The following is a 12,837-nucleotide window of genomic DNA, read 5'->3' on the forward strand; positions in this document are numbered from 1 at the left end:
AATGGCGCCCATGCTGCTTCCGCTCGCGGTGTGGGACGGTTGAGAGGGGCGGTGACAAGGCTGCCGCGCGCCATCCCTCCCCCCTCTGCGGGGGAGGGCAGCCCCCGCGTGAGCGGGGGTCGCGAGAGGGGGGCGACGGTGCAGGATGAGACTGCGCACTTCATGAAGGCGACGCCCCGTTCGGAGGCCGGGCTCCCGTCTCCCAACCCCCTTCGGAGCCTGCCCTCCCCCGTAGAGGGGGCGGGAGAGAAGCGGGTCGGGCAGCGCCCGTCCGGAAGCGGGACGCTGCGGTTTCCTTCAAATCGGCCCACCCCGCCGACATGCCCGAAGAAACCGCCCGCCCCCTACTTCGCCTCGTAATGGTCCCGCACAAGCCGGTCGAGGAGGCGCACGCCCCAGCCGGCACCCCAGCTGCGATTGATCTCGCTCGCATTCGACGACATCGCCACCCCCGCGATGTCGAGATGCGCCCACGGCACCTCCTCGACGTAGCGCTTGATGAACGAGGCCGCCGTCGCTGCACCGCCGTGGCGGCCGCCGGTGTTCTTCATGTCGGCGAACTTCGAATCGATCGCCTTGTCGTAGGCGGGGATCAGCGGCATCCGCCAGACCTTCTCGCCCGTGGCTTCGCCGGCGGCGTGGATGTGGCCCGCCAGCGTGTCGTCGTTCGAGAACATCCCGGCGATGTCCTGGCCGAGCGCCACGATGATCGCCCCGGTCAGCGTCGCGAGGTCCACCATCGCCTTCGGCTTAAAGCTGCGGACGACGTGGGTGATCACGTCGGCTAGCACGAGGCGGCCCTCGGCGTCGGTGTTGATCACCTCGATGGTCTGACCCGAGAGCGAGGTCACGATGTCGGAGGGGCGGTAGGCGCCGCCGTCCGGCATGTTCTCGACGATGCCGATGGCGCCGATCACGTTGCAGCGCGCCTTGCGGGCGGCGAGCGCGTGGAGCGCCCCGACGACCGCGGCCGCGCCGCCCATGTCGCCCTTCATGTCCTCCATGCCGCCGCCCGGCTTGATCGAGATGCCGCCGGAATCGAAGATCACGCCCTTGCCGATCAGCGCCACCGGCGCCTCGCCGGCCGGGCCGCCGTTCCAGCGCATGATCACGACCCGCGGCTCGCGGACGGAGCCTTGCGCCACGGCGAGCAACGCGCCCATGCCGAGCTCGCGCATCCGGGCGGGCTCCAGCACCTCGATCTCGACGCCGAGCGTGCCGAGCTCTGCGGCGCGGCGGGCGAACTCCTCCGGGAAGAGCACGTTCGGCGGCTCGTTCACGAGGTTGCGCGCCAGGATCACGCTGTCGGCGAGTGTCCGGGCGCCCTCCCCCTCGCGGGAGGCCGCGGCGTGGTCGGGCAGCAGCAGCGTCAGCGCGGTGCCGGCCTTGTCCTCGGCATCGGGCTTCTTCTTGGTCTTGTAGCGGTCGAAGCTATAGGCACGCAGGCGCGCTCCGAGGGCGAATTCGCCGGCCTCCCGCGCGGAGACGACCGCGCCCGGCCAGTCGAGCACCACCCGGGCTGTGCGGCCCGAGACCTTGCCGGCCGTGAAGCCGCCGAGCGCCGGCCAGTCGGTCTTGGCGCGGTCCTTGTCGGAGCCGAGGCCCACCACCACGAGGCGGTCCGCCGCGACCCCAGCGGGCGCCGGCAGGCTCAGGGCGCTGAGCGAGCGGCCCTTGAACTTTTCCGATGCGGCCGCGCGGGCGACGAGATCCGCGCCGGACGCGCCCAGGATCTCCCGCGCCGCCGAGCCGAGGGCGAGTTCGTCGCCCACGAACACCACGAGATCGCCGGATCCACCGGGGCCCGGCCCGCTCTTCTCCAGGGGACCGAAACCGATCTCGATACCGTCCGCCATACCCGCCGCCATCCCTGCCGCTGTTCGTGCCGCCCCTTGGCCCGCTTGTCCGGAGCCGCACACCGAGGCCGCGCACCGCGCAGGCCATCCGCCCTGTGTAGCCGCTGAGACGGAGAACGCAACGCGGCGCGACAGCCCTCGAATCGCCCCTTTTGTCGGGTCCCTGCCGCGCCGGGGGCGCGATGCGACGGGCGGGACTGCCGGGCCGATGAGGCAGATCGAGCGCTACATCTTCCGGATCGCCCTAGGCGCCACCCTGGCCTGCCTGATCGGGCTGACCGGCACCATCTGGCTGACGCAGGCCCTGCGCGAGCTCGACCTCGTGACCGCGAAGGGACAGACGCTGCTGGTCTTCCTGTTCGTGACGGGCCTATCGCTGCCGACGCTGATCGTGGTGATCGCCCCGGTGGCCCTGTTCATCGGCACGATCTACGCCCTCAACAGGCTCAACGGCGATTCCGAGCTGATCGTGATGTCGGCGGCCGGCATGCCGCCGCGGGCGCTGCTCCGCCCGTTCCGAAGGCTCGCGATGATCGTCAGCTTTCTCGTGGGATTCCTGGTGGTGGTGGTGATGCCGGCGAGCTTCCAGGAGCTGCGCGACGTCATCACCCGGGTGCGCGGCGACTTCATCGCCAACGTCGTCAAGGAGGGGCAGTTCACCCAGCTCGACAACGGCATCACCTTCCATTTCCGCGAGCGCGGACCGGGCGGCATCCTCAAGGGCCTGTTCATCCAGGACCGGCGCGAGGCCGGCAAGACCAAGGTCTACCTCGCCGACCGGGGCAACGCCGTCGACATCGACGGGCAGAGCTACCTGATCCTGGAGAACGGCAGCGTCCACCAGCAGCAGAAGGATTCGCGCGATTCCTCGATCCTGACGTTCGAGCGCTACACGATCGACCTCGCGGCCTTCGCGCCGCCGGATTCGGACACGATCTACAAGCCCCGCGAGCGGTCGACCACGCAGCTCCTGTTCCCCGACCAGAGCGAAGGCTATTACAAGCTGCAGAAGGGCCGCTTCCGGGCCGAGCTGCACGACCGGCTCTCCGCCTGCCTCTACCCACTGGCGCTCGCCTTCATCGCGTTCGCGGCGCTCGGCGATCCCCGGACCACCCGTCAAGGGCGCGGGCTCGCCATCGCGGCGGCGATCCTGGCGGTGGTGGCATTGCGGATCGCCGGCTTCGCGGCGGTCAGCGCGGCGGCGCGCAGCCAGGCCGCGGTGGCGGCGGTCTACGGCGTGCCGCTACTGGCCATCGGCCTGTCCTGCCTGCTGATCTTCTGGGGGCCGCAGGTGCGGGCTTTCAACGGCGCCGTCGCGCGGGGGCTGCGGGGCCTCCTGCCCGGCCGCCGCTTCGCCCCGGCGGCCTGATCTCGCCATGTTCATCGGCCCGACCCTGGGGCGGTATTTCGCCGCCCGCTTCGCCCGCACGGTGCTGGGCGTCTTCGTCACCGTCTTCGCGCTGGTCTACACCCTCGACTTCGTGGAGCTGCTGCGCCGCGCCGGCGAGACCCAGGGCGCCTCCACTGGGCTGATGGCGCAGCTTTCCCTCTACCGCACCCCGGCGGTGGCCGAGGGCGTGCTTCCCTTCGCGGTGCTGTTCGGCTCGATGGCGACCCTGCTCCAGCTCTCGCGCAAGCTGGAGCTGGTGGTGGCCCGCGCGGCCGGGATCTCCGCGTGGCAGTTCCTGCAGCCCGGGATCTTCGTGGCGCTGGCGCTGGGCGCTCTCGCGGTCGGGGTCTACAACCCCGTGTCGGCGCTGCTGAAGCAGCGCTCCACCGAGATCGAAGCGAAGATCTTCGCCAAGGCCACAAAGGCCAGCTCGGGCAAGGACCTGTGGATCCGCCAGAAGGGCATCGACGGCGAGGCGATCCTGCGCGCCGAGACCGCGATCGAGGGCACCACGACCCTGTCGGGCGTCTCGGTCTTCGCCTTCGACGCGGCCGGCAAGTTCGTCGACCAGTTGGTCGCCGCCCGGGCCACGCTTCACGACGGCTACTGGGAGCTGTCCGACGTGCGCGTCCTCACGCCGGACGCGCCGCCTGAGTCGTTCGACACCTACCTGATTGCCTCGAACCTCGACCTCGGGCAGGTCCGCCAGCGCTTCACCCCCCCGGAATCTGTGCCTTTCTGGCAACTTCCCACAACGATCGCACGCACCGAACGGGCCGGTTTGGACGCCACCCGATACCGTCTTCAGTACGATGTCCTGTGGGCAAGACCGGTCCTGTTCGTGGCGATGGTGCTCGTGGCCGCAACCGTTTCCTTACGGTTCTTCCGCTTTGGTGGTGTCGGCAAACTCGTCCTCGGAGGCGTCGCGGCCGGCTTCGCCCTCTACGTGATCCGCCAGGTCATGGAGGGGCTCGGATCGTCCGGACTCGTCGCCGCACCGGTGGCGGCCTGGTTCCCCGCCGTGGTAGGCAGTCTTCTCGGTACGCTCACGCTTCTGTACCAGGAAGACGGCTGAGGCTCGCGATCCCTCGCGGGCAGGGAGACCGGTGGTGGGGTTGGTGGCGGTCGACGTCACAGGGGTTGGGACACGCGTTGCGTAAGGTCGCCGACATCCTGCGGAAGGCGGGTTTCCTGGCCATGCTGGCGCTCGCGGCGCCGCTGGCGGGTGGCCTGTCGGCGCACGCGCAAGCGCTGCCCGAACTCCGGACCGGCAAGCCCGGCGACAAGCTGCTCGTCGAGGCCGACGAGCTGATCTACGACAACGACCACAGCACGGTGACGGCGCGTGGCAACGCCGAGCTGCATTACGGTCCTCGCACCCTCCAGGCCGACCGGGTGCGCTACGACCGGAACACCGGCCGGGTCTTCGCCGAGGGCAATGTCCGCCTCACCGAGGCCGATGGCGGGGTCGTCACCGGCGAACGCATGGAGCTGACCGACGACTTCAAGACCGGCTTCGTCGACGCCTTCCGAGGCCAGCAGACCGTGCAGCGCAAGTTCGAGACCGTGCGCACCCGCTTCTCCGCGCCCCGGGCCGAGCGCCTGAACGGCGAGCAGACGAGCTTCGAGTCCGGCAGCTACACGGCCTGCGAACCCTGCAAGGACCATCCGGAGACGCCGCCGCTCTGGCAGATCAAGGCGCAGAAGATCATCCACGACAACCAGACCCACACGGTCTACTTCGACGACTCGACCCTGGAACTGGCCGGGATCCCGGTCGCCTACCTGCCGTATTTCGAGGCGCCCGACCCGACGGTGAAGCGCAAGACCGGCTTCCTGACGCCGCGCTTTGTCAGCACGACGGCGCTCGGCACCGGCGTGTCGCTTCCGTATTTCGTCGATCTCGCGCCGGACTACGACCTGACCCTGACGCCGACCGTGCTGAGCCGCCAGGGCGTCCTGGCGCAGGGCGAGTTCCGCCAGCGGGTCGACAACGGCTTCTACAATCTGCGCCTGTCCGGCATCTCGCAGACGACGCCCTCGGCCTTCCTGCCGAGCCCGCTCGGCGCCGGCGAGCGCGACTTCCGCGGCTCGATCGAGTCCCAGGGCCGGTTCTACATCAATCCCCGCTGGCGGACCGGTTGGGACCTCGTCGGCGTCACCGACAAGTGGTTCCTCGACAATTACCGGATCCGCAACCAGAACATCACCACGGACTATTTCCGCGAGGCGACCTCGACCGCCTACCTGATCGGACAGGGCGACCGCTCGTGGTTCGAGGCGCGGGGCTACTACTTCAAGGGCCTGTCGAGCTTCGACTGGCAGAAGCAGCAGCCGATCGTCGCCCCGGTGATCGACTACGACAAGCGCGTCAACGGTCCAGCCGAGGTCGGCGGCGAGGTGCGCTTCCAGGCCAACATCACCAGCCTGAACCGCGAGACGACGCAGTTCCAGGGGCTGCCGCGCACCGCGAGCTACCTGTTCTCGCCGAGCGTCAACGGCGTCAGCTTCCCGCTCTACCAGACCTGCACGGTGTTCCAGCGCGGCACCTGCGCGATCCAGGGGCTCGCCGGCAACAACACCCGCGCCTCCGCGGAACTCTCCTGGCGGCGCAGCTTCATCGACGATCTGGGCCAGAAGTTCACGCCCTTCGCCTATCTGCGCACCGACGCATTCTTCAACAGCACGAGCTTCTCGGGCTATCAGAACGACCTCGTCCCGCAGGTCGCCCATGTCGACCAGGGATTGGCCGGCCGGGTGATGCCGGCGATCGGCCTCGATTACCGCTATCCGTTCGTGGCCAATTTCGGCGCGCTCGGCGTCCACACCCTGGAGCCGATCGGCCAGATCATCGCGCGCCCGTCCGAGACGCGGATCGGCCGCCTGCCCAACGAGGACGCGCAGAGCCTCGTCTTCGACGACACCTCGCTGTTCGAATGGGACAAGTTCTCGGGCTACGATCGCGTCGAGGGCGGCGTGCGCACCAATCTCGGCGGCCAGTATTCCGTCGTGACGCCGTCGGGCTGGTACGCCAACGTCCTGTTCGGCGAGTCCATTCAGCTCGCGGGCGTGAACTCGTTCCGCCGGGGCGACATCGCCGATGTCGGCCTCGATTCCGGACTGGAGACCCAGCGGTCGGACTTCGTGGGCCGGTTCCAGGTGTCGCCGAACCAGAACATCACGTTCATCACCCGGGCGCGGTTCAACCAGGCCGATTTCCACGTCGCCCGCCTCGAGACCGGCGCGACGGCCCGATTCGCGCCGTTCCTGCCGCTGACGCTATCGGCCTTCTACTCGTACTACGAGGCACAGCCGCTGCTGGGCTACAGCCACTACCGCGAGGGCATCACCGCCACCGCGACCTACAACATCACGCCGAACTGGTTCATCACCGGCTCGCTGCTGGTCGACCTGACCCACTACCTCGACGTGCGCAACACCTACCAGGACGCGCTGACGAGCTACCTCGCGAACCCGGTCGGCACCGTGCCGGTCTACGAGAACCCGGGCCGGTTCTACCTCTCGGGGGCGAGCTTCGGCGGCGGCTATCAGGATGAGTGCACCACCGTCTCGCTGAACTACATCAACTCGCCGATCGCGACCGCGACGGGCGTGCGCGAGCGCAATCAGACGGTGCTGCTGCGCGTCGAGCTCAAGACCCTGGGCGAGGCGGACCTGCGCCAGAACGTCGGCACGGCCACCACGGCGGACGGCATCGCATCGGTGCGGTGAGCAGGGGCGGCGCAGATGCGCCCGCGGCCGGCCGGCGCTATAGACCCCCCATGCCGCCCCTTGCCCTCACCCTCGGAGACCCCGCCGGGATCGGACCGGAACTGGCGCTCAGCGCCTGGCTCGGGCGCGGCGGCGCGGATCCGCTGCCGCCCTTCTTCCTCGTGGGCGATCCCGCCTTCATCGAGCGCCTCGCGCACCGCCTCAACCGCCCCGTCCCGGTGGCCGAGGCCGATCCCGAGACCGCCGCGGCGGTGTTTCCCCACGCCCTGCCGGTGGTGCCGCTGCCGAGCGGGGCGCTCGTCGCCGCCGAGCCCGGCGTGCCGGACACCGTGAATGCCGGCGCGACCATCGAGTCGATCACGGCGGCGGTCGGCTTCGTGAAGGCCGGGCGCGCCAGCGCGGTCGTCACCAACCCCATCGCCAAGTTCGTGCTGACGCGGACCGGCTTCGCCCATCCCGGTCACACCGAGTTCCTGGCCGCCCTGGCGGTGCCCCCCAGCCTCACGCCGCCGCGGCCGGTGATGATGATCTGGAGCGAGGAACTGTCGGTCGTCCCGGTGACGATCCACGTGCCCCTCAGGGACGTGCCAGGCCTTCTCACGCAGGCGCTGGTGGAGGAGACTGCCACGATCGTCGCCCGGGACCTGCAGCAAAGATTCCGCCTGCCCGAGCCGCGCCTGGTGCTCGCCGGCCTGAACCCTCATGCAGGCGAGGCCGGCACGATCGGCCACGAGGATCGCGACGTGCTCGCCCCCGCGGTGGCCCGGCTGCGCGCCGCCGGGATCGACATCCGCGGGCCGCTGCCCGCCGACACTTTGTTCCACGCCCGCGCCCGCGCGACCTACGACGTCGCCCTGGCGCCGACCCACGATCAGGCCCTGATCCCGATCAAGACGATCGCATTCGATGACGGCGTGAACGTCACCCTGGGGCTGCCGTTCGTGCGCACCTCGCCGGACCACGGTACCGCCTTCGACATCGCCGGCCGGGGGATCGCGCGCCCGGACAGCCTGATGGCCGCCTTGCGCCTCGCCGCCCGGCTCGCCGCCAACGCGGCCGGTCGCGCCGGGACGCCCGGCGGCACCGAAATCGTCCCGTTCAACATCTACGCCGGACGGCCCCGGCCCGTGGGCGCCCGCCACTTCGACCCCGAGGACGAGCTGTGAGCGCCGGGGACGGTCTGCCCCCGCTCCGGGATGTCGTCGCCCGGCACGGGTTGGAGCCCCGGAAGGCGCTCGGCCAGAATTTTCTGTACGATCTCAACCTCACCGGCCGGATCGCCCGCGCCGCGGGTCCGCTCGACGGCGTGACGGTGGTGGAGGTCGGCCCGGGACCCGGCGGCCTGACCCGGGCGCTGCTGGCCGAGGGCGCCGCCCGCGTGGTGGCGATCGAGCGCGATCCCCGCGCCCTGCCGGCGCTCGCCGAGATCGCCGCTCACTATCCCGGGCGACTCGAGGTTGTCGACGCCGACGCCCTCGCGTTCGATCCGCGGCCGCTGATCGGCTCCGGGCCGGCCCGGATCGTCGCCAACCTGCCCTACAATGTCGGCACGGCCCTGCTCACGGGCTGGCTCGCTGGCGAGGCGTGGCCACCCTGGTGGGATCAAGCGGTGCTGATGTTCCAGCGCGAGGTGGCGGAGCGGATCGTTGCCAGCCCCGAGGAGCGGGCGGATTACGGTCGGCTCGGCGTTCTGTGCGGCTGGCGCAGCGAGGCCGAGATCCTGTTCGACGTCAGCCCTTCGGCCTTCGTGCCGCCACCCAAGGTCACGTCGAGCGTGGTCCGGCTGGTGCCGCGGGCTGCGCCCCTTCCCTGCCGGGCCGGCGCCCTGGAGGCCGTGACCCGCGCGGCCTTCGGCCAGCGCCGCAAGATGCTGCGCCAGAGCCTGAAAGCTCTGACGCCGGAGGCCGGCCGCCTGCTCGAGGCGGCGGGCCTCATCGAGACGGCGCGGGCGGAAGAGGTTCCCGTGGCGGGATTCGTGAAACTCGCCACCCTGTGGGACGCCCACAAGAAAACCGGCACCGCTCTGGCGGCGCCGGCTTGACGGAAGCGACCCCGGCTCCGGCCGGGCCGCGTCTCCGGTCAGCGGGTCTGCTGGATCGCCGACAGGACCCAGCCGCGGCCGGGCTGACGCTGGAAGGTCCACAGCTCGGTGGCCTCCGACGAGTCCGTCTGCACGATCCGGCCGCCGGCCCGCTCCACCATCACGTCCTTGAGGGCGTAGCGCATCGCCACGGTGGCGTATTCGGTACGATCCTCCGCCCAGGCCTCCGCGAGGTCGCCCTGCAGCAGCTTCACGTCCGAGATCTTGTTGACCACGCCGCGGGCCGCGTTGTTGCGCAGCTCCTCGTCGAAGTAGCTCACCATTTCCGGCGTCGAGAGGTTGCCGAGGGTCACCCGGTCCTCGCGGGAATAGGCGTCCTGGATGTCGCCGAGCAGCCGCTCGAACGCCTGAAAGTCGTTCGGGCCGACCTGCACCGGGCGGGTCTGCGGCGGACGCTGGCCGCCGAACGTGCCGGGGCCGCCGGGCGCGCCGCCCGGACCCTGCTGGCCGTCGAGGGATGAGCGCGCGTAGGGCGCGCCCGCACCGGCCGGCTCGTTCCGGCGCCGGAAGAAGCGCAGGGCCAGCATCACCACCACGACGACCAGCCCGACCTGGAACAGCAGGCCGATCATCGAGGCGAGGCCGCCGAGGCCGCCGAAGAAGCCACCGCCGAGCAGCGCGCCGATCAGGCCGGCGCCGAGCAGGCCCGCGAAGAAGCCGCCGCCGAACCGGCGACCCTGTGCCGGCGCCTGCATGCCGGGGCTACCCATGCCGGGGGACGGCGCGGTCTGCGAGCGCTGCATCGTCATGCCGCCACCCGGCGCGGTTGGCGTTGCCGAGGGGGCCGTGAAGGTGCGCGAGCCGCGCGAGCCCATGGATCCGCCGCCGCCCGGACGGGCTTCGACGCCGGGCGCCGCGACGGTCAGCGCCGTGGCCAGCGCCAGAAGGGCGGCCACACGCCGGCGGCGCGAAATCTGAGTCAACATGAACAGGCCCCTGGGGACGAGAACCGAACGGCGCGGAACGCCAGCAACAATATGGGAACGGCTGAGGCGGGGTTTTAGTCCTGCACCCGCGACCGCGCGGTGACGTTCGTCAGTCTCGGCCGCGAAGCCGGATCGCGCGACCGCGTTCGCCCGTCAACCGAACTCCGGCATGCCTATCCCAGCCGGCCTGCCGAGGTTGTGCTGTCGGGCGTCGGCGCCGATCCATCAAGGGCGAGCGACACTCCGACCGCGGGTTTCGGTGGAGGCGCACCCTCGGGAGGGCCGGTCGCACGTCCCCGGTTGACGATATGCTACCGCCGCCGCAGCGCCCGCTTCGCAACGGCGCGCGCTTCCTGCTCGAACCGGGCAAGGCGCAGCCGTCGCTCCAGGGAGAGCATATGGTATCCTGGCGGCAGCGCGATGATCTCTGCGATGGCGGTTCGGTCCCGGTAAAGGCTCTCCAGGGCCGAGCCGTCGAGCGTCGCCGAGTCGAGCCGATCCGCGAAACCGGTCTCATGACAGGCGCGCACGATCTCGGCCTCCATGAGCAGTCCCGGGGCGTGACTGCGCAATGCCTCGTCGTAGGCGGTCTTCAGAAGCGTGGCCGTGCCAGCGCCGACCAGCGCGAGGCTGACCGCGACGGGCCGCCCGTCGAGGGTGAGCGCGTCCGCCCGGACGCCGACCGGGCCTGCCTGGTCCGCGAACAGGGCTCCGGCGAGCGCTTCGGTCTCCGGCCGGCAGGCCATGGCGGTGCCGGCCTGCCCTTTCCAGCCGGCGCGCTCCAGTTCGAGGAACGCCGCGACCAGTCGGGAGAGGTCCGCCCCCGACATTGCGGTCGTGAACGCAACGCTGCCGGCCTCCGAGAGGCGGCGGGCCCGGCGGCGCAGGTCCTTGAACCGGGACCGGTTCGGATGATCGGCCAGGAAGGCGTCGTGGTCGGGCCGGCGGTCCATGACCGGACGGTCGAAGGCCGCCACGATGCCTATCCCCCAGCCGCGTGCCCGCATGGCCGACAGCATGTCCGGAACCGCCCCCTCCCGGGTCGGCAGCAGCGGCCAGCGCCAGGCCGCGCCGGCGGAAGCCGCCTCGAGGGCGACGACGAGGTCATGGGCGTGCGTGGCGCGCTCGGGCCCGTCGGCGATCAGGGGCGCCGTGGCCGTCACGAAGGGCGAGAGGAACGGCCGCATCACCCGGCCGCCGAGGCCGGAAAGGTCGCGGGCCGGCGCACAGGGAAGGAGCGCCGTGAGCCGATCTTCGCGCCGGACGGTGATGAAGCGCAGGCCGGGCGGCACCAATCCAGCCGCCCCGTGCGCCGCCAGGACGTGCCGCGAGAAGTGGGGATGCGGCTGGGCCGCGGCTTCGAACAGCGCGTCCCAGGCCCGTGCCTCGGGCGCCGCGGCGTCGAAGCCCGAACGGTCCACGGGGCGCAGGGCGGCATCGGTGCGGCTCATCGGACGGCTCCCGCGGACCAGATCGGCGTCGGCAGGCCGTGGATCCGGCCGGCGGTGCGGGCCAGAAGGCCGGCGCGTGCCACGGTGGCGAGCGCCACCGCCACGGCGGCGCCGAGCGCCCCCAGGGCCGGCACCAGAGCGAGGCACAGGCCCGCGGCGGCGATCAGCGCGCCCGCTGTGATTCCCGCGCAGCGCCGCTCCCCGCCCAGCATCGTCAGGAGATCCTCGCCCGGTCCGAACACGCTCACCGCGACGCTGCCGGCCACGAGCACGCACAGGATCGGGAAGCTGTCTCCCAGTCGCGCGCCGAACATCGCCAGAAGCAGAGGCGATGCGGCCAGGATCGCGCCGCCGACCGCGAGCGTGGCAGCCGCGGTCAGGTGCGCCTGACGCCGCACGAGCTCGGCCAGGAGGAACCGGTTCTCCAGCGCGTGGGCTGCGCTGTAGCGCTGGAGCGTCGCCGCGCTGACGGCGAAATGCACGAAGACCACGAATTGCTGGATCCGCGTCGCCGCGAAGTAGAGCCCCACTTCGGCCGGGCTCACCAGGGCGCCCAGCACGATGACGTCGACGAAGGTGAAGCCGGCATTGGCGAGATCGATCGCGGCGATCGGCAGGCTCGTGCCGAGCCAGCTCCGCCAGTGGTAGCGATGCGGTCCGTCCGCCAGGTCCCTGCGCAGGCGAGCAGCGAGCAAAGTCGCCTGGAGGGCGGTCGCGGCGGTGGCGGCCACCAGCATGCAGCCCATCGCGACCTCGGCGCGCGGCGGGGCCCCGAGCAGCACCGCCGCGATCATGCAGGCCATCATCAGGGTCTGGCGCAGGAGGTAGGGCGGTGCGATGGCGAGCCCGATCCAGTTCTGGCTGCGCGCCACGCCCTCCAGATAATCCTGGAGCGCGAAGAGCGGCATCACGCAGAGGGCGACCGCGACCGGTGCCCGGTAGGCCGGCGCGAACAGATCCGGTTCGAGGAACAGGAGCGCCGCACCGAGGCCGGCCACCGCCAAGGCGGCGCCGCTGGTCATCAGCGCGCCGGCGCGGATGTAGCCCCGAGCGAGGTCGAGATCGCCCTGCGCCTGGTTGACCGGCACGAACCGGCAGGCACCCTGCGACAGGCCGAGCGTCAGCGTGTGGCCGAGCATCGCGGTCCAGACCCAGACGGACGCGAAGATGCCGTAGGCGTCCCAGCCCATCAGCCGCGCCGCCAAAACCTGTGCGCCGTAGGCGAAGCCGGCCGAGCCGACGCGGATCGCGAAGACCGTGAGCGCGACGCGTTGCGGCCCGCCGGTGAGCGCGCGCAGGCGTCTGAACGCGCGGATCGGGAGAGCCGTGCCTGACACGTCGCGTTCCACGCCGAACTCCAAGGGCGGCGGAGCGCCGACCT

Annotated in this window: 9 protein-coding genes; 5 read left to right on the forward strand and 4 right to left on the reverse strand. The window is 71.1% G+C overall.

What is annotated here, in order from left to right:
- Nucleotides 1–344: 344 nt before the first annotated feature.
- Entirely contained in the window at nt 345–1,856 is a 1,512-nt protein-coding gene (locus MKK75_RS05240; protein WP_244041569.1) for a leucyl aminopeptidase, read from the reverse strand.
- 208 nt (nt 1,857–2,064) lie between these two features.
- Here MKK75_RS05240 and lptF point away from each other — a divergent pair, with 208 nt between their 5' ends.
- From lptF to rsmA, 5 genes are all read left to right on the forward strand, one after another.
- Nucleotides 2,065–3,225, forward strand: coding sequence for an LPS export ABC transporter permease LptF (gene lptF / locus MKK75_RS05245; RefSeq protein WP_244041570.1), 1,161 nt, complete (start codon nt 2,065–2,067; stop codon nt 3,223–3,225).
- A 7-nt stretch (nt 3,226–3,232) separates the two neighbouring features.
- On the forward strand, nt 3,233–4,321 hold the full coding sequence (gene lptG, locus MKK75_RS05250; protein WP_244041571.1) for an LPS export ABC transporter permease LptG: 1,089 nt from the start codon (nt 3,233–3,235) through the stop codon (nt 4,319–4,321).
- A 77-nt stretch (nt 4,322–4,398) separates the two neighbouring features.
- Complete coding sequence (locus MKK75_RS05255) at nt 4,399–6,978, forward strand: LPS-assembly protein LptD (RefSeq protein ID WP_244041572.1); 2,580 nt, start codon at nt 4,399–4,401, stop codon at nt 6,976–6,978.
- Nucleotides 6,979–7,028: 50 nt separating this feature from the next.
- A complete protein-coding gene (gene pdxA / locus MKK75_RS05260) occupies nt 7,029–8,144 on the forward strand; it encodes a 4-hydroxythreonine-4-phosphate dehydrogenase PdxA (RefSeq protein WP_244041573.1) in 1,116 nt (371 codons plus the stop codon).
- Nucleotides 8,141–9,019 (forward strand): 16S rRNA (adenine(1518)-N(6)/adenine(1519)-N(6))-dimethyltransferase RsmA, encoded by an 879-nt coding sequence (rsmA, locus tag MKK75_RS05265; RefSeq protein ID WP_244041574.1) that lies wholly within the window; start codon nt 8,141–8,143, stop codon nt 9,017–9,019. Before pdxA ends, rsmA begins: the two co-directional genes overlap by 4 nt.
- 38 nt (nt 9,020–9,057) lie before the next feature.
- Here rsmA and MKK75_RS05270 read toward each other — a convergent pair whose 3' ends face one another.
- The 3 genes from MKK75_RS05270 to MKK75_RS05280 form a co-directional block, all read right to left on the reverse strand.
- Complete coding sequence (locus tag MKK75_RS05270; protein WP_244041575.1) at nt 9,058–10,005, reverse strand: TIM44-like domain-containing protein; 948 nt, start codon at nt 10,003–10,005, stop codon at nt 9,058–9,060.
- A 311-nt stretch (nt 10,006–10,316) separates the two neighbouring features.
- A complete protein-coding gene (locus MKK75_RS05275) occupies nt 10,317–11,456 on the reverse strand; it encodes a GNAT family N-acetyltransferase (protein WP_244041576.1) in 1,140 nt (379 codons plus the stop codon).
- Nucleotides 11,453–12,793 carry a lipopolysaccharide biosynthesis protein gene (locus MKK75_RS05280; protein ID WP_244041596.1) on the reverse strand — a complete coding sequence of 447 codons (1,341 nt, stop codon included), beginning with the start codon at nt 12,791–12,793 and terminating at the stop codon, nt 11,453–11,455. Before MKK75_RS05280 ends, MKK75_RS05275 begins: the two co-directional genes overlap by 4 nt.
- Nucleotides 12,794–12,837 lie beyond the last annotated feature (44 nt).

The organism is Methylobacterium sp. J-030 (assembly GCF_022829545.1).
GTDB lineage: Bacteria > Pseudomonadota > Alphaproteobacteria > Rhizobiales > Beijerinckiaceae > Methylobacterium.